The organism is Novosphingobium colocasiae (genome assembly GCF_014652555.1).
Lineage (GTDB): Bacteria > Pseudomonadota > Alphaproteobacteria > Sphingomonadales > Sphingomonadaceae > Novosphingobium > Novosphingobium colocasiae.
Map to the genome: position 1 here is coordinate 1 of NZ_BMZA01000006.1, position 18,244 is coordinate 18,244.

Consider the following 18,244-nt stretch of genomic DNA (forward strand, 5'->3'; position numbering starts at 1 on the left):
TCGAAGGCTGAAGCCAGCATCCGACTGAAGTCGGAGGGTTTGCTCCTCACTTGGGACACTAAGCACGATGTACTTCACAAACCTATTGAATTCGTCCTTCAGTCGAAGCTGAAGATGTTCTCCTACTGTAGACTTCCCAGCCCCTTTATATCCAAGGAATAAAAATCGTGATCCGCTTATGGCCTGCTCAGAAGCATTCTTATAGTCAATATACCCATCTATGAGCAATCCGGGGTCATTTGATCGCTCGGCTTCGGCACTGGCGTATCCAAATGCGATATTCTTGAAACTCAACGTCAAATCCCCCCAGCTTCGATCCGAGCAGTCTCGCTCGAGGTGAGCGCTATTTCAATACCTCATGGGCGTTGATTTTCAATTGCATCAGTGCAGTAGTCTCTCTCGCTGCTCAACATGCGCGCTTCGCTCGAAAGGCTCGTTGGGAACGGAGCCGGACGATCGCCGTCATAGCTAACCCCGCCACATGTTTGCGAGGGCCTGTGTGGCAACAGCGTCCGATCGCGGGATTGGAAATTGTCCCTCCAAACGACTGCAATGGGCGCGTAGCAGACCGGCGGGACTTTAATTTCTGGAAGACTCGTTTCGGCGAAAGCCGACGCTTCAGAGGCCGCACCGAAACGGCGTGACTTGGTCGCAACCTGCGGTCCCCTCCCTTTCCCGCCCCCCATCCGAAGCCCCCCCCTAAAGCACCTCCATCTGCCGCAGCAGCGCCCGCAGCCGGGCCGGCTTGACCGGCTTGTTGAGGATCGACAGCGACAGTGCGGCCAGTTCGGTCTTGGTGCGTTCGCTGCGATCGGCGGTGATGACCATGGCCGGAATGGCACGCTCCGCCTTCGCCCGCAGGCGGGCGATCGCCTGGGCACCGGTCAGCCCGTCATCGAGGTGATAATCGACGATCAGCAGCGTCGGCTGCTGCGCCAGTGCCGTCAGCGCGGCGGGGTCGTCCGGGCCGCCGGCGGTCACCACGTCGAGGCCCCAGTTCTCCAGCAGCGCTTCCATGCCGTTGCGGATGCCGGGATCGTTATCGATCACCAGCACCAGCCCGCCCGCCCCTTCGCGCGCGCCGGGGGCGGCGGGGGCAAGGTCGTCCTGACGTTCCACCGCCGCCACACTCGGCAGCCGGATCGAGAAGGCCGCACCCCGGCCGGGCGCGGTATCGAGCGCGATCGGGTGGCCGAGCATGGCGCTGACGCGGCGGACGATGGCAAGCCCCAGCCCTTTGCCGGGAATGCCCCGGGTGGTGCCGACGCGGCGGAACTCCTCGAAAATCTCGTCGCGATCCTGCGGCGCAATGCCCGGCCCGGTGTCGCGCACGGTGACGACGACCTCCTCTTCGCCGACGCTCACCTCGACATCGACCGCCCCCTGTTCGGTGTAGCGGATGGCGTTGGACACGAAGTTCTGCAGCACGCGGCGCAGCAGGCGGTGGTCCGAGCGCACCCATGCCGCGGTTTCGGAGACGGTGAAGGCCAGCCCGCCGGAACTCGCCAGCGGCGCGAATTCAATGCGCAGCGCGCTCAGGATCGAGCCGAGCGGGACGTGGACGATCTCCGGCTGGATCGCGCCGGCATCAAGGCGCGAAATCTCGAACAGCGCTTCGAGCAGGTCCTCCACCGAATCGAGCGCGGTGGAGGCCTGCTGCACCAGCGCCTGCGGCCGTTCAGGCAAGGCATGCCCGTCCATTGCCGACACGAACAGCCGCGCGGCGTTGAGTGGCTGCAGCAGATCGTGGCTGGCGGCGGCCAGGAAGCTGGTCTTGGACCGGTTGGCGGTTTCGGCCTCGTTCTTGGCTTCGACCAGTTGTCGGTTGACCTCGACCAGTTCGGCGGTGCGCTGTTCCACCCGCTTTTCCAGCGTCTCGGCGGTTTCGGTCAGCGAGCGCTGGAGGCGGATGTGATCGGATACATCGTCGAACGCGAAGACCATGCCGCCGTTCGACAGCGGGACCGAGCGGACCACGAAATGGCGGCCATCCATCACGCAGGCGAATTCGCGCCGCGCCTCCGCACCCTCGCGCCAGGCCAGGGCATCGGCATTGTCGAGGCCAAGCCGGTCGAGGCACCAGGCGGCCAGCGCCGCGTGGGTATCGATGCCCCGGCTGTGATCGCGCGGATCGACCGCCAGCGTGGCCAGCAACCCTTCGTTCCAGGCCTGCAGCCGGCGCTGCGGATCGAACAGGCAGACCCCTTCGGACAGGGTATCGAGCGTGGCCTGCAGCGCCAGATTGCGCTCAGCCAGTTCCAGCGTGCGCTGCCGCGCATCCTCTGCCTTCACCGAAGTGATATCGGTATAGATGCCCACCGTGCCGCCATCGCTGGTGCGCAGCTCGTTGATCTGGATCCAGCGCCCGTCGGACAGCGCCTGGACATGCGCGCCCTCCGCCCGGCGGTGCCGCGCCAGGCGGTCGTTGAGCCAGCGTTCGGGCGCGATCCGCGACCCCACCGCCGCGCCGGCCTGCGCCAGCCGGCTCGCCAGTTCGGCAAATTCCGGCTGTTCGCCCTCAAGCCCTTCGAAATGGGGAAATATCTTCAGGAACGCGCGGTTGCACAGGACCATGCGGTCTTCGGTATCGAACAGCGCAAAGCCATCCGCCAGCGAATCGATGGCATCGCGCAGCATGACCCGCGCCGCCGTGGCGTCCGCATGGGCCGCCGCGAGTTCGACATTGGCGGCGTTGAGCCGCTGCAGCGCGTTTTCCAGCGCGACGGTGCGGTCACGGACCATCGATTCGAGCGAGATCGCCGTCTCGAACATCGAAAAGGCGCTGCCCTGGATGTCGCTCGATCGCTCGACCCGGTCGATCAGCACCGCGTTGATCTTTTCGAGTTGCGCCACCCGGCGGCGCAGCATTTCCAGCTCGTCGCCGGCCTCCGCAACAGGGCCGCGCGTCACAGCAACTGCGCCCGCCTTATCCACGGCATCCCGGGTCTTTGCGACCACGCCCATCCTCACGCCCTCTCGTTCCGGTGGCTTTTGCAACCATCCGGGTCAAGCTCAACTGGTTGGCGACAGGTTTGCGCGACCTATCGCAAGTCCACTGAATGTCTGGTTCATATGTGCGGCGAGGAACTGTTCGCCATAGGTATTGAACCCGATCACCCGGTTTTCGATATAGACTTTCGACACTTCGCGCACGATCTGCCGGTCTTCGGCGTCGATGCGGTTGAGGACGCAATCGAACGTGATGATGTGATCGATGCTGCCCACCGTGTCGCGCAAGGCCCCGAACAGGTCGCGGATCTGCACCAGCCGATCGACCGGCTCACCGATGCTGAGCACCACCCCGGTATCGATGGCGCAATAGAAGGTCAGCGATCCATCCGGATTGGCCGACTGGATCGAACGCACATGGCTCTGCCCGCCGGTGCGCACCATCGGCGGGTAAGCGGCGAAGAAGTGGGCGTCGAGCGCGGTGGCCGAACTGCCGGTCAGCCGCAGGTATTCCTCGGCAGCGGGAGCGGCGTTGATCTCGAACACCGTGCGGGTTTCGGCATCGGCCTCGGTAATCACCATCTTGGCGGGGCCGGGCCGATAGTGGTTGGCGCTGAACACGTGCAGCGGGCGGCGGCTGGACAGCACCGCGATCACCGCCGCATCGGTGTGGAACCGCCCTTCGTGGAACACCCCGGTCTCGCGGAAAGACAGCCCGTCGCCGCTCGATCCGCCGATCAACTTGATGTCGCCCAGCGCGTGCTGCGCGGTCATCGTCAGCAGCTCTTCGCGGTGGGACAGGCCATCGACCAGGAACAGCGCCACCTGATACAGTTCATCGGCATAAGCGGCATGATCGAGCCGGGCCGAGGCGACGAGCTGGCGGATCGCCCGCTGCGCCCCTTCGCCGTCGAAATGATCGAGCGCCTCGAAGCGCAGCGCGGCGATCGAGAAATCCTGCGCCGGAAAGCCGATGAACACCAGGCTATCGCTGTCATAGCCGCGATCGGTCACTTCGCCGGCGCTGGTGCAGCCGATCAGCGGCAACCCGGGCAGCCCTTCGTTCAGCGCGGCGGCGAGGGCATCGCGCGGATAGGTGTGCGAGCAGAACAGCAGGGCCCCGGCAAGCTCCGCCCCGCCGATCGCCGCGCGCAGCTCCGCGACCGCCGCGACCGGGTCCGTCGCGTGCGCCGAACAGGTGATGAGCGGCCTTTCGGTGATCTGCGTTTGCAGGGTCATGCCTTCTCCCGATGGGACGGCCCGCTTGCCTGCGCGCCTCTCCGTCTCAAACCCCAGGTTTACCCCCGGGGCCGCTGCACTCCAAGCGCCGAATCCGAGGCCGACGGGCCATCGGACGGCTCAGCCGGAGCGTCGCCGCGCAGCGGTTCGCCGGCGGCTTCGAGTGCCGCGCACTCCGCATCGGTGAACACCCGGCTGCGGATGACAAAGCGCACGCCCTCGGGTGCCTCCAGGCTCATCCCCGCGCCGCGGCCCGGCACGACATCAATAGTGACCTGGGTATGACGCCAGTATTCGAACTGGGCTGCCCCGATCCACACCGGGGTATCGCCGGTCAGCCGCCCCAGCAGCACGTCCTGCCCGCCGACCCGAAATTCTCCGGCCACGAAACACATCGGTGCCGACCCGTCGCAGCAGCCGCCCGACTGGTGAAACATCAGCGGCCCGTGCCGCTCGCGCAGCCGGGCGATCCAGCGCTCCGCCTCGGCGCTGGCCAGAATCCGGAGCGGAACATCGCCGCTCATCGCCCCTGCTTCACGAAACGAAGCGATGGACGGTCGCAAGACCGCCCATCGCCATGTCCGGCCCGCCCCCGCCGCGTTGCTGAGGGAGAGGGAGCGGCGGCAGTCCGGTAAGAAGGAGGCAGGTTTTGCGCGATCAGAAGAAACCCAGCGCCTTGGGGCTGTAGCTCACCAGCAGGTTCTTGGTCTGCTGGTAGTGATCGAGCATCATCTTGTGCGTCTCGCGCCCGATGCCCGACTGCTTGTAGCCCCCGAAGGCGGCGTGAGCGGGATAGGCGTGGTAGCAGTTCGTCCAGACGCGGCCGGCCTGGATGCCCCGGCCGAAGCGATAGGCGCGGGTCCCGTCGCGGGTCCACACGCCGGCCCCAAGGCCGTAAAGCGTGTCGTTGGCGATCTCCAGCGCTTCCTCGTCGCTCGAAAACTTCGTCACCGACAGCACCGGGCCGAAGATTTCCTCCTGGAAGATGCGCATCTTGTTGTGCCCTTCGAGCACGGTCGGCTGGACGTAATAGCCCTGCGCCAGCTCGCCTTCGTGCATGGCCCGCTCGCCGCCGGTCAGCACCCTGGCACCTTCGTCCTTGCCGATCTGGATATAGGACAGGATCTTCTCGAGCTGATCGTTCGAAGCCTGGGCACCGATCATCGTCGCGGCATCTAGCGGGCTGCCCAGCTTGATCGCCTCGACCCGCTTGATCGCCTTTTCCATGAACGCATCGTAGATCGATTCGTGCACCAGCGCGCGGCTCGGGCAGGTGCAGACCTCGCCCTGGTTCAGCGCGAACATCGCGAACCCTTCCAGCGCTTTGTCGAGATAATCGTCATCGGCGGCCATCACGTCGGCGAAGAAGATGTTCGGGCTCTTGCCGCCCAGTTCCAGCGTGCACGGGATGAGGTTTTCCGAAGCATATTGCATGATCAGGCGGCCGGTGGTGGTTTCGCCGGTAAAGGCGATCTTGCTGATCCGCTTGTTGGTGGCGAGCGGCTTGCCCGCTTCGATGCCGAACCCGTTGACGATGTTGAGCACGCCCGGCGGCAGGATGTCGGCGATCAGTTCGGCCAGCACCAGGATCGACATCGGCGTCTGCTCGGCGGGCTTGAGGACTACGCAGTTGCCGGCGGCCAGCGCCGGGGCCAGTTTCCACGCCGCCATCAGGATCGGGAAGTTCCACGGAATGATCTGGCCGACCACGCCGAGCGGTTCGTGGAAGTGATAAGCCACGGTGTCGTGGTCGATCTCGGCGATCGAGCCTTCCTGCGCCCGGACGCACGATGCGAAGTAGCGGAAGTGATCGAGCGCCAGCGGAATGTCCGCCGCCATCGTCTCGCGGATCGGCTTGCCGTTGTCGATCGTCTCGACCAGCGCGATTTTCTCGAGGTTGGCTTCCATGCGGTCGGCGATGCGCAGCAGAACGTTGGCCCGCTCGATCGTCGAGGTCTTGCCCCAGGCATCCTTGGCCGCGTGCGCCGCATCCAGCGCCAGCTCGATGTCCTCGGCGGTGCCGCGCGCCACCCGGCACACGACCTGCCCGGTGACCGGCGAGACGTTGTCGAAATAGGCGCCGCGCACGGGGGCGACCCACTTGCCGCCGATGAAATTGTCGAACGTCTCGCGAATCAGCGAATCGCCGGTGAATTTGCTCATTGCCTGTTCCAGCATCCCCATGACTCCATTTCGCAATGCCAGGTTTTTCTGCCGGCACTGTGGTCCTGCGGGGCGCGCGCGCCAATTGTACCTTGGGCTTAGGCGGCGGGCGGCGACGAAGCGCCATTGTGCAAAGACGCGTCATGCCATACCGGCCTTGCCGGATGAGCAGGCTCGATTCCGTGCTGGAAGCGGCGCTCGCGCGGATCGACCGGGCGGGGCGGCGGCGCGTGCTGCGCCCCGGCGCGCTGCTGCCCGGCGGCCGGATCAGGCGCGACGGCCGAACACTGATCGATTTCTCCAGCAACGACTATCTCGGCCTCGCCCGCCACCCGCTGCTGGCCGAACGCGCGCAGGCCTGGACGGCGGCGATGGGTACCGGCTCGGGCGCATCGCGGCTGGTCACCGGCACAAGCACCGAGCAGCTCGCCCTCGAAGCGCGCATCGCCGCGTTCAAGCATTGCGAGGCGGCGCTGATCTTCGCTTCCGGCTGGCAGGCCAATGCCGCGACGATCCCCGCGCTGCTCGCGGCCGTGCCCGGCGCGGCGCTGTTCACCGATCGGCTCGCCCACGCCAGCATGCACGCCGGCATCGCCATGGCCGGGGCCCGCCAGCACCGCTTCCGCCACAACGATCTCGACCATCTCGATGCCCTGCTGGCCGAAAAGGGCGCGGATGCCCCGGCGCGGATCGTGCTGGTCGAAAGCGTCTATTCGATGGACGGCGATCGCTGCGACATGGCCCGTCTCGCCGCCATCGCCGCGCGGCACGATGCCTTCCTCTATGTCGACGAAGCCCATGCGACCGGCGTTCTCGGTCCTGAGGGCGCGGGCCTGTCCGCCACGGTACCGGGCGCGGTCGATCTGGTGATGGGCACCTTCAGCAAGGCGCTGGGCGGGTTCGGGGCCTATGTGGCAGGATCGCGGGTGCTGATCGATTACCTCGTCAACGCGGCCAGCGGCTTCATCTTCACCACCGCCCCGCCGCCAGCCGTATTCGGCGCGATCGACGCCGCGCTCGATCTTGTGCCCGCGATGGATGCTGAGCGTGCGCACCTTGCCGCGCTGGGCGATCGGCTGCGCACCGGACTGGCGGGGCTCGGCATCGATCACGGCGCGTCCAGCACCCAGATCGTGCCCGCGATCATCGGTGCCGAGGAGGATGCGCTGGCGCTGTCCGCGCGCCTTGAGGCACAAGGCATGCTGGCCAGCGCGATCCGCCCGCCCACCGTCCCGCCCGGCACCAGCCGCCTGCGCATCGCCCTGCGTGCCGGCCATTCTGCGGCGGACATCGATGCGTTGGTCGCGGCGATCGGGGCGGCCCTGTGATGGGGTTCACGCGGAGGCGCGGAGACGCGGAGAAGAGGGACGGATCGCGCAAAGGCGCGAAGGCGCAAAGGCGTAGACCTGCGCCGCAGGCATCTTACCATTCCTCCACGTTGAACGGACCGCAAGACCTCAAGTCAAAGACGGCTTCGCCGTCGGCTTTACTCCTTCGCGCCTTTGCGCCTTTGCGCGAAACCCTTCTTTTCTCCGCGTCTCCGCGCCTCCGCGTGCAAAGCCATCCAAACACCCCGCTGCCACAATGAACCTGCTGTTCCTCCACGGCTGGGGCTTCGACCGCCATCTCTGGGACGCTCTGCGCCCGCTGCTGCCGCAGGGCGAGCACGCGGTGGACGATCGGGGCTATTTTTGTGCGCAGCATCGCCCGGAAATCACTGCCCCGTTCCTCGCCGTGACCCACAGCTTCGGGACGATGCGATTGCTCAATGATCCGCCCGCAGGCTTGACAGGTGTCGTCGCGATCAACGGGTTCTCGCGATTTGCGCGGTCCGAGGCCGGGCCGGGCGTTCCCCGCCGGGTCATCGCGCAGATGCTGGCGGGCTTCGACGCCGATCCCGCGCGCGTCCTGCGCCAGTTTCGCGCCGGTTGCGGCGTGACCGATGCGATTCCTCCGATTGACGCGGCAATGCTGCGCGATGACCTTGTCATGCTGCGCGACGGCACCGCGCCTACGCCGACCGTCCCGGTGCTGTCGCTGGAGGGCGGGCGCGACCATCTGCTCGATCCGGATACCCGCGCCGCGCAATTCCCCGGGACCCCGCTGGAGCGGCGCGAGCATCCCGACGCCGGCCACATGCTGCCGCTCACGCACTCCGCATGGTGTGCGCAGCAAATCGGCGCTTTCGCCGGAGCGCTGGCTTCGTGATCGATCACGCCCGCATCGCCAGCGCCTTTGCCCATGCCCGCGATTATGACGGACAGGCGCGGGTGCAGCGCGATGTGGCCGAAGCGTTGGCTGACCGGATCGCCGCCCTTCCCCTGCCGCCGCAGCCGCGCGTGCTCGAATTCGGCTGCGGTACCGGTTTCCTGACGCAGGCGCTGATCGCACGCGGGATCGGCGGCCGCTGGCAGGTGACCGATCTGGCCCCAGCGATGGTCGAACGCTGCAAGGCCCGCGTCGGCGAAGGACCGGAGCGCCGCTTCGCCACCCTCGACGGCGAATACGGCGCGCCCGCCGATGCCCCGTTCGATCTGGTCTGCTCCAGCCTGGCATTGCAATGGTTCGACGATGGCCCGGCTGCGCTGGCGCGGATGGCGGGCTGGCTGGCGCCCGGCGGGCACTGCCTGGTCACCACGCTGGGGGCTGGGACATTCCCCGAATGGCGTGCCGCCCATGCCGCCGAGGGGCTGAAAGCCGGCACCCCGACCTTCCCCACCATCGGCGCATTCGCCGCACTGTCCGGCGTGACCGTTACCACCGCGCTCCACGCCGAACGCCACGCCGATGCGCGCGGGTTCCTGCATGCGCTGAAGGACATCGGTGCCGGGACCGCGCGCGGCAACCATCGTCCGCTACCACCCGCAGCGCTGCGCCGGGTGATGCGCCGGTTCGAGGCCGCAGGTGCCATCGCGACATACGAGGTGGTGACCTGCCACCTGCAACGCGCTACCTGATCGCCCCATGCACGCCACCCCCCGCCCGATCATCGTCACCGTCACCGGCACCGATACCGGTATCGGCAAGACCGTATTCGCTGCTGCGCTGGCGGGCGCGCTGGGCGGGTTCTACTGGAAACCGGTGCAGGCAGGCATCGACGACGACGGCACCGATGCCGAGCGGGTCGCGCACCTCTCCGGGCTGCCGCGTGACCATATCTTGCCCGAAGCCTATCGCTTGGCGACACCCTGTTCGCCGCACCGCGCCGCCGAGATCGACGCGGTGACGATTGACCCGGCCCGCCTCGCGCTTCCGCACGTGGCGGGGCCGCTGGTGGTCGAAGGCGCGGGCGGTGTGCTGGTCCCGCTGTCGCGAAGCCGTACTTATGCCGATCAGTTCGCCGCCTGGGACGCGCCGGTGGTGCTGGTGGCGCGAACAGCGCTGGGCACCATCAACCACACGCTGCTGTCGATCGAGGCGCTGCGTGCCCGCCGCGTGCCGCTGCTCGGCGTCGCCTTCGTCGGCGAGGCGGTGGAGGATAGCGAGGCGACGATCTGCGCCATGGGCGGCGTGCGCCGGCTGGGCCGCCTGCCGCGTCTCAATCCGCTGACCCCCGAGACGCTGGCGCAGGCATTCGCGGCCGGCTTTCGAACCGAAGACTTCGCCGCATGAGTTCGGCGATCTGGCACCCGTTCACCCAGCACGGCCTGGGCGAGGCGATCCCCAACGTCACGCACGGCGAAGGCGCGCTGCTGCACACCGCTGACGGCCGCCGCTTCATCGATGCGATCTCGTCCTGGTGGGTCACCACGCACGGCCACTGCCACCCCGCGATCATGGCCGCGATCGCCGCGCAGGCGCAGAGGCTCGATCAGGTGATCTTCGCCGGCTGGACGCACGAACCCGCCGAACAGGTCGCCGCCGGGCTGCGCGCGCTGATGCCCGAGAGCCTGACCCGGGTGTTCTTTTCCGACAGCGGATCGACCGCCGTCGAAGTCGCACTCAAAATGGCGCTGGGTTACTGGCACTGGAATGGGGGCAAGCGCCATCGCGTGATCGTGATGGAGCACAGCTACCATGGCGATACCATCGGCGCGATGTCGATCGGCGCGCGCGGCGTGTTCAACGCGCCTTACGATCCGCTGCTGTTCGATGTGGCGCGCATTCCGTTCCCGGCGGCGGGGCGCGAACAGGCCACGCTCGACGCGCTCGAAGCGCTGTGCCGGCAGCCCGATGCCGCCGCGCTGATCGTCGAGCCGCTGGTGCTGGGCGCGGGCGGCATGCTGGTCTACCCGGCCGAAACCCTGCGCGCGATGCAGGCCATCTGCGCAAAAACCGGGGTGCTGTTCATCGCCGATGAGGTGATGACCGGATGGGGCCGCACCGGCACCCTCCTGGCCTGCGAACAGGCCGGGATCGTCCCCGATATCCTGTGCCTGTCCAAAGGGCTGACCGGTGGATCGATGCCGCTGGCGGTGACCATGGCCAGCGAGCCGATCTGGGAGGCGCACCTATCGACCGACCGGGCAAGGATGTTCTTCCATTCCTCCAGCTACACCGCCAACCCGATCGCCTGTGCGGCGGCAGCCGCCAACCTCGCCCTGTGGCGCGAGGAACCGGTGCTCGATCGGGTGGCGGCGCTGGCCCGCAAGCAGGGCGAATGGATGGCAAAACTGGCAGATTTTTGCCACTTCTCCAACCCGCGCCAGTGCGGCACGATTGCGGCGATAGACCTCAACACCGATCGCCCCGGCTACATGAACGACCTTGCGCCCCGCCTCATGGCGTTCTTCGCCGAGCGCGGCGTGCTGCTGCGGCCACTGGGCAATACCGTCTACGTCATGCCGCCCTACTGCATCACCGACGATCAACTGGCGGACGTGTGGAACGCCATCGGCGAGGCGGTCATCAGTTTCTGATACCGGGAGCCCCTTCTCCGGACCCACGCCTTTTGATCGTCATTGCGAAACCGCGAAGTGGTTGAAGCAAAGACAAAGACGGGGGATACCTGCCTTTCGCCTCAGCGCGCCTCGATCAGCAGGACGTCGATCGTGAATGACCCGTCCGGTTCGATCGCGAAGTGATCGGCCACCTCGCGCGGGGCGTCGGTCTGGAGCGCGCGGATCGCGGCACGGTTTACCGTGCTGGTGCGCATGCGATCGGTCCAGTCGGCGAAATCCATGCGCAGCCGCGAGGGCACCATCGCCTCCACCGCGAAGCCCGTCATCTCCAGCATGGTGAGCCACTGCGCCGCGCTGTAATCGCGCACGTGGCTGGTATCGCGCAGCAGTTCGACCGCCTGCAGGTGGGAATCGGCCGGAGCCGGGCCGGGGGCGACGACATCGACGAACGTGGCCGGGGCCCCGCGCTGCAGCACCCGGCGCGCTTCGCGCAGGCCGCCCGGCGCATCGCGCCAGTGATGTGTCGAAAAGCGGCAGGCCAGCATGTCGAACGCGCCATCGGCAAAAGGCAGCGCCTCGGCCGCGGCACCGGTGGTTTCGATGTTGCCGAGGCTGCGGCGCGCTGCCTCGACCTCCACCTGCTCCAGCATCGCCGCCGACAGGTCGCAGGCCACGACGCTGCCGGCATGGGGGGCCATGGCATAGGCGACATGACCACCCCCCGCCCCCAGATCGAGCGCACGGACCGGGCGCGCGGCGGCGGCGCGGGCGGCGATCCGGTCGAGATCGGCACCGGAGGCATGCACCGCGCTGGTGACATAGCGGGCACCAACGCTGCCGAAACGGCTGTCGGCCAGGCTGTGCTGGGACGGATGGGGGGACGGGGTGGTCATTGCGGTTCTCCTTGGACATCCTGATGCCTTCGCCATAAGCCTGTTACAATGGACCAAGTTATCCTGTTATAAGCGCACCCATGCCGTCAGACGAACAACGCCGCATGCTGGGCGCCTTCGTGCGCGCCCGGCGCGAAGGGATGGCCCCGCAGGGTCCGTCCCGCCGCCGCCGCACCCCCGGCCTGCGCCGCGAGGAGCTGGCGCAGAGCGCCGGGATCGGCACCACCTGGATCGCCTGGATCGAACAGGGCCGTGACATCCGCCCCGCCGCCGAAACGCTCTCGCGCCTCGCCCGTGCCCTGTGCCTCTCTGCCGGAGAGCGGGACTATCTGTTCGCGCTGGCCGGGCGCGGCGATCCCGAGCGTGCTCCGGCCGGCCCCGGCAGCGATGCCCCGGCGGCGCTGGCGGTTGCCGCAGGGGCGCTGCAGTGGCCGGCCTATGTGCTCGATCCCGCGTGGTCGGTCTGCGCCCCGAACGCGGCGGCGCGAGCGTTGTTCGTCGGCCTGTTCGACCCTTCGTCCAGCCCGCCCAATCTCCTGCGTTACGTCTTCACCCATCCCGCCGCGCGCACGCTGCTGCCGGACTGGGGGGTGCGGGCGCAGCGGGTGCTGGCCGAATTTCGCCGCGACTACGGCCGCGCCATGGGCGATCCGCGCGTGGCCGCGACGGTGGACTGGCTGCTCGCCCATAGCGACGCCTTTCGCGAGAGCTGGCACGGGCAGGATGTGCAGGCCCACGATGGCGGCCCGCGCGCATTCCTTCATCCCGAGCGCGGCCTGCTCCATTTCACCCAGCACACCCTGACCGGGGCCGAGCGCGACGATTTCCGGCTGGTGTTCCTTCAGCCGCTGGAGCAGCCGCTTCAGTAAGGCGGCTTGTGCAGCCCGGCGGGGCTCTGCGTGAAGATTTCGCAGCCGTCCTCGGTGATGCCGATCGAATGTTCGAACTGGGCAGACAGCGACTTGTCGCGGGTGACCGCCGTCCAGCCGTCGGACAGCATCTTCACCGGCGGTTTGCCGAGGTTGATCATCGGCTCGATGGTGAAGAACATCCCCGGCTTGATCAGCGGTCCGGTGCCGGCGCGTCCGGCGTGGACCACTTCGGGGGCGTCGTGGAACAACCGGCCGAGACCATGACCGCAGAATTCGCGGACCACGCCATAGCGCTGCTTTTCGGCATGGGCCTGGATCGCCGCGCCGATATCACCGATGCGGTTGCCCGGCTTTGCCATCCCGATGCCGATCATCAGGCACTCGTATGTGATATCGACCAGCCGCCGCGCCTTGAGCGCGACATCGCCGACCAGATACATCCGGCTCGAATCGCCGTGCCAGCCATCGAGCAGCGGCGTCACGTCGACATTGATGATGTCGCCGTCCTTGAGGTACTTCTCGCCCGGAATGCCGTGGCAGACCACGTGGTTGATCGAGGTGCAGCACGAATGGGCATAGCCGCGATAGCCCATGGTGGCGGGCACCGCACCGCCGGCCAGCGTCATTTCGCGCACTTTGTCGTCGATTTCGGCGGTCGTCACGCCGGGGACGATCATCGGCGTGATGGCGTCAAGGATCTCGGCGGCCAGCCGCCCGGCGCGGCGCATGCCTTCGAATGCCTCGGGCCCGTGGAGCTTGATCGTGCCGTCGCGCAGCACGGTTTCATCGGCGGAATCAACGATCTGGTATTCGGTCATCGCGCCGACATAGCGAGTTTGCGTCTGAATTGCGAGATCATCGCAACACCGAGAATGCACCGCGATATTGCGGCTTGAGCGCGGCCATCACTTTGTCGCTCACCGGCAGCGTCACTTCATAGCTGCCTTCGGCATATGGCCCCGCCTCATACGGCGCGATCAGGAAGCCGATACGGTCGAAGGTGCGATGGTTTGAGGAGCCCAGGATCACCGTCTGCGCCACCGGATCGATGCACTCGGTGAACATCTCGCCACTGGCCCGATCGACCGGCGCGCCCCGCCGCTTGGCGCGTTCCTTGTCGAGCGCGGCACAGAACGCGCTCTGCGTCGCGCTGCGCAATGCCTCTTTCGAGGTGAACAGGTCGAGCGGCTGGCGCGCGGCCCCGGCGGACTTGTCCCACAGCAGCGTATCGGGAACCGCCATGCCGTGCGCGCCGCCGGTGTACGTGGCGATCTCGGCCGAGAGCGAGAGCCAGTCGGGCAGGTCGGTGACGACTTGCCAGGTGGCATCGTAATAGTGGGGGTTGAAGGGATAGCCGTCGGTCTTGGCGCTCTTGCTGTCTTCGCGCGCGGTATCGGTCGCTTCGCTGCGGGCGGCGGCGAGCTGCTTGTCGAGCTGCGCCTTGAGCGCGGGGATCGCCGCCGCCGCGCCCGGATAGGCGAACGAGAATTCCAGGAGGTCGCTCTTCTCCGCGACCTTGACCGCAGCCGCCGCCGGTGCCGGTGGCGCTGCGGGTTCGGGCACGGCAGCGGCGGTTTCGGTTGCCGCAGCCGTGCTGCCGCCCGCCGAGGGCGCAGTGCCGCCGCCGCAGGACGCAGCCATCAGGGCCGCTGCCAGGATCCATCCGCCATTGCGCATCGCATTTTCCTCTCGCCTTGCTGCCATCCAAGGTAGAGAGTGCGGCCATGAGCGACAAGAACGCGTTGATCCAACCCGATCGCGGCCAGAAGGCCACGGCGATCCACCTCGTCGACAAGGACGGGCTCGAAGCCTTCCTGAAGGATCGCACGCCCGCCCAGCGCGCCACGCTGGAGGCGCAGAAGTTCGCGGCGGATGGCTACACGCATGCGGTGTTCCCCGATGGCGAAGGCTGGGCAGTGGCCGCCGGGGTCGCCAATGCGGCGTCGCTGTCAAGCTGGTGCATGGCCCGGCTGGCCGATGTCCTGCCCGGCGGCACCTATCGCCGCGCCGGAGGTGAACCGGGGGCGGCGATGCTGGGCTGGATCACCGGCCAGTACCGCTTCGATCGCTACAAGTCCGATGCTGCCGACGATGCCCCGCGCATCCTGCTGACCGGCGAGCCCCGCGCCATCGACGCGACTATCGCCGAGGCCGAGGCCATCGAACTGGTCCGCGATCTCGTCAACACCCCGGCCGAGGACATGGGGCCGGGCCAGCTCGAAGCCGAGGCCGAAGCGCTGGGCAAGGCGTTCGGCGGGCAGGTGCGGATTACCCGGGGCGATCTGCTCGAGCGCGAGTTTCCCATGGTCCAGATGGTCGGCCGCGCCGCCGGGCGGGCGCACGCCCCGCGCATGATCGAACTGGAATGGGGCGATGCGAAGAACCCCCGCCTCGCGATCATCGGCAAGGGGGTGTGCTTCGATTCCGGCGGGCTCGATATCAAGCCCTCCTCGGCGATGCTGCTGATGAAGAAGGACATGGGCGGCGCGGCCCATGCGCTGGCACTGGCGCGGCTGGTGATGGGCGCGCAGCTTCCGGTGCGGCTGCACCTGCTGGTGCCCGCCGTGGAGAACGCGGTGGCGGGCAATGCCTTCCGCCCCGGCGATGTCCTGAAAAGCCGCGCCGGCATTTCGGTGGAGGTTGGCAATACCGATGCCGAAGGCCGGCTCGTGCTGGCCGATGCGCTGACCCGCGCGGGCGAAGGGGCGGACGGCAAGCTGCCCGATCTGGTGATCGACTTCGCAACACTGACCGGTGCCGCCCGCGTCGCGCTGGGCCCGGACCTGCCGGCGCTGTTCGCGCGCGAGGATGCCACCGCGCAGGCCCTGCTCGACGGCGGCGCGGCGGCGGACGATCCGTGCTGGCGGCTGCCGCTGTTCGACGGCTACCGCGAGATGCTGAAATCGGACATTGCCGATATCAACAACGCCGGCAGCGGGGGCTTTGCCGGTGCGGTCACCGCCGCCCTGTTCATGGACCGGTTCGTCCCCAAAGGGATCGATTGGGCCCACTTCGATACGTTTGCCTGGCGTCCCGCCGCCAAGCCGGGCCGGCCCAAGGGCGGCGATGCGCTGGGCCTGCGCGCCGCGTGGCACATGCTGCAACGGCGTTACGCGAAGGGCTAACTTGCGAAACCGCCATGCCCCAGCTAAGCGCGCCCATCTTTTGCTTCGGAGACCTGACCGCGTTGGCCCTTGAGGATTCGCATATCCGCCCTGCTGTGAACGCCGGGCCTGCCCGGATCGACGGCATGCTCGCGATGACCGGTCCCAGCGCGAAGGCGGAACCGGGCCACTTGCCCGTGCGCGGCGATCTGGCCCACATCAAGCTCGCCGGTATCTGCTTCGTCCCGCACTATGCGGTGCCGATGCCGCACGCGCTCTCGGTGCCGAGCGGCCTGCTTGCCGCCGCGCGAACCGATGCGGCACAGATCTGCGAACTTCCTGCGGGCACGGTGTTCAACGTGCTCGACATCGCCGGTGGCTGGGCCTGGGGCCAGGAGGGCGAGGACGGCTTTGTCGGCTACCTGCCGATGGCGGTGCTGATCGCTGACGGCAGCACCGCATGACCGCCAGCGTCTTCATCGACGGCGCGGCCGGCACCACCGGGCTTGAAATCGCCGAAAGGCTGGCGGGTCGTTCCGAATTCACGATGATCGCGCTCGACGACGAGCGGCGCAAGGACGATGCCGCCCGCGCCGAGGCGATCAACGACGCCGACTTTATCATTCTGTGCCTGCCCGATGATGCCGCGCGCGAGGCGGTGGCGATGATCCGCAACGATCGCACCCGCGTCATCGATGCCTCCACCGCGCACCGCACCGCGATCGGCTGGACTTACGGCTTCCCCGAGGCGGTCGGCCGCGAAACCGTCGCCAACGCCCGGCGGGTGAGCAATCCCGGCTGTTATCCCACCGGCTTCATCGCCCTGCTGCGGCCGCTGGTCGCCGCCGGGCTGCTGCCGGCATCCTGGCCCTATGTCTGCCATGCGACGTCGGGCTATTCGGGCGGCGGCAAGGCGCTGATCGCCCGCTTCGAGGACGATACCGACATCGCCTATCGCGCCTATGGCCTGGGCATGGGGCACAAGCACGTGCCCGAAATGCAGGTCCACACCGGCCTTGCCCTGGCCCCGCTGTTCGCCCCCGCCGTGGTGGCAGCGCATCGCGGCATGATCGTCGAAGCCCCGCTTCATCTGGAAGCAATGCGGGCGGGGGGACACCAGGCCGCCGCGCCCGACGTGCTGCGCGCCGCGCTTGTGGAGTGCTACGCCGGCAGCCCGATCGTGCGTGTCGAAGAGGATAAGCCGGACGAATTGCTGATGCGCGCATCGATGGAGCCCAACGATGCGCTGGTGCTGCGGGTGTTCGGGGCGAAGGACGGCTCGCAAGCCCGGCTGATCGCCACGCTCGACAATCTCGGCAAGGGTGCCAGCGGTGCTGCAGTGCAGAACCTGAACCTCATGGCCGGGCTCGACGAGACCGCCGGCCTGCGTCTCTGACCCTACGCGCACTCGCCCGAGGCCGATCGCACGAACCGCGACTCGACGCCGGGAACCGATTCGCGTGAGTGCGCGTTACTCCATCGATACCCCCTGACTTCAACGGCCCCGCCGCCCCCGAATGGGCAGCGCGGGCCGTTTTTTCGTGCCGGGCCGCAACTTGCCCAAATAACGGGCAGCGCCTGCCTGATTATTGACCAGCACACTTTGCCGAAGCGCCGAATTCCGCATTCCGAAGCCCCGGACGATTTCCGGAATCAGCGATTCCGGGCTTTTCGCAAGTGCGCAAAAGTCCTACGAAGACGTTTACCCCGTTGGCACGATTCTTGATGGGGTTCGCTGGAGAGTTTGATTGGAAGCGACCGATGGCCTGCCGCGCAAAGGGCATCGGATGCCGGAACCAGTCAGGACAAGGTCAGGGGTCTAATCAGGCGTGAAGAAGATCGAAGCCATCATCAAGCCGTTCAAGCTCGACGAGGTGAAGGAAGCGCTGCACGAAGTGGGCGTATCCGGGATCACGGTCACCGAAGCGAAGGGCTTTGGTCGCCAGAAGGGCCACACCGAACTCTATCGCGGTGCCGAATACGTCGTGGACTTCCTGCCCAAGGTGAAACTCGAAGTCGTCGTGCCCGATAGCCTCGCCGATCGCGTCGTCGAAGCCATCGCGGAGGCCGCGCAGACCGGCCGCATCGGCGACGGCAAAATTTTCGTCGTCCCGGTGGAAACCGCCGTGCGCATCCGCACCGGAGAGCGCGACAACGACGCCTTGTGATTTTTCCGATGCCAC

General features: G+C 67.3%; 18 protein-coding genes. 10 read left to right on the forward strand and 8 right to left on the reverse strand.

Going from position 1 to position 18,244, the window contains the following annotated elements; all coding sequences use genetic code 11:
- The 5 genes from IE122_RS18360 to adh all read right to left on the reverse strand — a co-directional run.
- On the reverse strand, window positions 1-294 hold a 294-nt coding region (locus tag IE122_RS18360), incomplete at its 3' end, for a hypothetical protein (RefSeq protein ID WP_229813977.1).
- A gap of 405 nt (window positions 295-699) precedes the next feature.
- Window positions 700-2,868: a hybrid sensor histidine kinase/response regulator gene (locus tag IE122_RS09720; RefSeq protein ID WP_229814011.1), complete on the reverse strand. Its 2,169-nt coding sequence runs from the start codon at window positions 2,866-2,868 to the stop codon at window positions 700-702.
- 144 nt (window positions 2,869-3,012) lie between these two features.
- Window positions 3,013-4,188: an FIST N-terminal domain-containing protein gene (locus IE122_RS09725; RefSeq protein WP_189620979.1), complete on the reverse strand. Its 1,176-nt coding sequence runs from the start codon at window positions 4,186-4,188 to the stop codon at window positions 3,013-3,015.
- A gap of 59 nt (window positions 4,189-4,247) precedes the next feature.
- Window positions 4,248-4,712 (reverse strand): DUF779 domain-containing protein, encoded by a 465-nt coding sequence (locus IE122_RS09730; RefSeq protein WP_189620980.1) that lies wholly within the window; start codon window positions 4,710-4,712, stop codon window positions 4,248-4,250.
- Between the two features lie 133 nt (window positions 4,713-4,845).
- On the reverse strand, window positions 4,846-6,366 hold the full coding sequence (gene adh, locus IE122_RS09735; RefSeq protein WP_189620981.1) for an aldehyde dehydrogenase: 1,521 nt from the start codon (window positions 6,364-6,366) through the stop codon (window positions 4,846-4,848).
- Between the two features lie 149 nt (window positions 6,367-6,515).
- Here adh and IE122_RS09740 point away from each other — a divergent pair, with 149 nt between their 5' ends.
- From IE122_RS09740 to IE122_RS09760, 5 genes are all read left to right on the forward strand, one after another.
- Window positions 6,516-7,679 (forward strand): aminotransferase class I/II-fold pyridoxal phosphate-dependent enzyme, encoded by a 1,164-nt coding sequence (locus tag IE122_RS09740; protein WP_189620982.1) that lies wholly within the window; start codon window positions 6,516-6,518, stop codon window positions 7,677-7,679.
- A gap of 256 nt (window positions 7,680-7,935) precedes the next feature.
- Entirely contained in the window at window positions 7,936-8,559 is a 624-nt protein-coding gene (locus IE122_RS09745) for an alpha/beta fold hydrolase (RefSeq protein ID WP_189620983.1), read from the forward strand.
- Window positions 8,556-9,308 carry a methyltransferase domain-containing protein gene (locus IE122_RS09750; protein ID WP_229813978.1) on the forward strand — a complete coding sequence of 251 codons (753 nt, stop codon included), beginning with the start codon at window positions 8,556-8,558 and terminating at the stop codon, window positions 9,306-9,308. Before IE122_RS09745 ends, IE122_RS09750 begins: the two co-directional genes overlap by 4 nt.
- A 7-nt stretch (window positions 9,309-9,315) precedes the next feature.
- On the forward strand, window positions 9,316-9,963 hold the full coding sequence (gene bioD, locus IE122_RS09755; RefSeq protein ID WP_189620985.1) for a dethiobiotin synthase: 648 nt from the start codon (window positions 9,316-9,318) through the stop codon (window positions 9,961-9,963).
- Window positions 9,960-11,210, forward strand: coding sequence for an adenosylmethionine--8-amino-7-oxononanoate transaminase (locus IE122_RS09760; RefSeq protein ID WP_189620986.1), 1,251 nt, complete (start codon window positions 9,960-9,962; stop codon window positions 11,208-11,210). The genes bioD and IE122_RS09760 overlap by 4 nt, the downstream gene beginning before the upstream one ends.
- A gap of 101 nt (window positions 11,211-11,311) precedes the next feature.
- Here IE122_RS09760 and IE122_RS09765 read toward each other — a convergent pair whose 3' ends face one another.
- Window positions 11,312-12,085, reverse strand: a complete 774-nt coding sequence (locus IE122_RS09765; protein WP_189620987.1) for a class I SAM-dependent methyltransferase — start codon at window positions 12,083-12,085, stop codon at window positions 11,312-11,314.
- A gap of 104 nt (window positions 12,086-12,189) precedes the next feature.
- Here IE122_RS09765 and IE122_RS09770 point away from each other — a divergent pair, with 104 nt between their 5' ends.
- Complete coding sequence (locus IE122_RS09770; protein WP_229813980.1) at window positions 12,190-12,954, forward strand: helix-turn-helix transcriptional regulator; 765 nt, start codon at window positions 12,190-12,192, stop codon at window positions 12,952-12,954.
- Here the strand turns inward: IE122_RS09770 and map are convergent.
- Window positions 12,948-13,775 (reverse strand): type I methionyl aminopeptidase, encoded by an 828-nt coding sequence (gene map / locus IE122_RS09775; protein ID WP_189620989.1) that lies wholly within the window; start codon window positions 13,773-13,775, stop codon window positions 12,948-12,950. The two genes, IE122_RS09770 and map, sit on opposite strands and share 7 nt — an antisense overlap.
- A 37-nt stretch (window positions 13,776-13,812) precedes the next feature.
- Complete coding sequence (locus IE122_RS09780) at window positions 13,813-14,598, reverse strand: DUF3298 and DUF4163 domain-containing protein (RefSeq protein ID WP_229813981.1); 786 nt, start codon at window positions 14,596-14,598, stop codon at window positions 13,813-13,815.
- An 83-nt stretch (window positions 14,599-14,681) separates the two neighbouring features.
- On the opposite strand from IE122_RS09780, the gene IE122_RS09785 reads away from it, so the two are divergent.
- From IE122_RS09785 to IE122_RS09800, 4 genes are all read left to right on the forward strand, one after another.
- Window positions 14,682-16,082, forward strand: coding sequence for a leucyl aminopeptidase family protein (locus IE122_RS09785; protein ID WP_189620991.1), 1,401 nt, complete (start codon window positions 14,682-14,684; stop codon window positions 16,080-16,082).
- A 14-nt stretch (window positions 16,083-16,096) separates the two neighbouring features.
- Entirely contained in the window at window positions 16,097-16,525 is a 429-nt protein-coding gene (locus IE122_RS09790; protein WP_229813983.1) for an SH3 domain-containing protein, read from the forward strand.
- Window positions 16,522-17,457 (forward strand): N-acetyl-gamma-glutamyl-phosphate reductase, encoded by a 936-nt coding sequence (gene argC, locus IE122_RS09795; RefSeq protein WP_189620992.1) that lies wholly within the window; start codon window positions 16,522-16,524, stop codon window positions 17,455-17,457. The genes IE122_RS09790 and argC overlap by 4 nt, the downstream gene beginning before the upstream one ends.
- Window positions 17,458-17,890: 433 nt before the next feature.
- On the forward strand, window positions 17,891-18,229 hold the full coding sequence (locus IE122_RS09800) for a P-II family nitrogen regulator (RefSeq protein ID WP_189620993.1): 339 nt from the start codon (window positions 17,891-17,893) through the stop codon (window positions 18,227-18,229).
- The last annotated feature ends 15 nt before the right edge of the window (window positions 18,230-18,244 follow it).

Excerpts from the sequence above, each read along its gene's own strand:
- map (WP_189620989.1), bottom strand. The coding sequence starts at position 13,775 with ATGACCGAATACCAGATCGTTGATTCCGCCGATGAAACCGTGCTGCGC.
- IE122_RS09770 (WP_229813980.1), top strand. The coding sequence starts at position 12,190 with ATGCTGGGCGCCTTCGTGCGCGCCCGGCGCGAAGGGATGGCCCCGCAG.
- IE122_RS09725 (WP_189620979.1), bottom strand. The coding sequence starts at position 4,188 with ATGACCCTGCAAACGCAGATCACCGAAAGGCCGCTCATCACCTGTTCG.
- IE122_RS09730 (WP_189620980.1), bottom strand. The coding sequence starts at position 4,712 with ATGAGCGGCGATGTTCCGCTCCGGATTCTGGCCAGCGCCGAGGCGGAG.
- IE122_RS09740 (WP_189620982.1), top strand. The coding sequence starts at position 6,516 with ATGAGCAGGCTCGATTCCGTGCTGGAAGCGGCGCTCGCGCGGATCGAC.
- IE122_RS09745 (WP_189620983.1), top strand. The coding sequence starts at position 7,936 with ATGAACCTGCTGTTCCTCCACGGCTGGGGCTTCGACCGCCATCTCTGG.
- IE122_RS09780 (WP_229813981.1), bottom strand. The coding sequence starts at position 14,598 with ATGGCTGCGTCCTGCGGCGGCGGCACTGCGCCCTCGGCGGGCGGCAGC.
- IE122_RS09765 (WP_189620987.1), bottom strand. The coding sequence starts at position 12,085 with ATGACCACCCCGTCCCCCCATCCGTCCCAGCACAGCCTGGCCGACAGC.
- IE122_RS09720 (WP_229814011.1), bottom strand. The coding sequence starts at position 2,868 with ATGCTGCGCCGCCGGGTGGCGCAACTCGAAAAGATCAACGCGGTGCTG.
- IE122_RS09785 (WP_189620991.1), top strand. The coding sequence starts at position 14,682 with ATGAGCGACAAGAACGCGTTGATCCAACCCGATCGCGGCCAGAAGGCC.
- IE122_RS09760 (WP_189620986.1), top strand. The coding sequence starts at position 9,960 with ATGAGTTCGGCGATCTGGCACCCGTTCACCCAGCACGGCCTGGGCGAG.
- IE122_RS09790 (WP_229813983.1), top strand. The coding sequence starts at position 16,097 with ATGCCCCAGCTAAGCGCGCCCATCTTTTGCTTCGGAGACCTGACCGCG.
- adh (WP_189620981.1), bottom strand. The coding sequence starts at position 6,366 with ATGCTGGAACAGGCAATGAGCAAATTCACCGGCGATTCGCTGATTCGC.
- argC (WP_189620992.1), top strand. The coding sequence starts at position 16,522 with ATGACCGCCAGCGTCTTCATCGACGGCGCGGCCGGCACCACCGGGCTT.
- bioD (WP_189620985.1), top strand. The coding sequence starts at position 9,316 with ATGCACGCCACCCCCCGCCCGATCATCGTCACCGTCACCGGCACCGAT.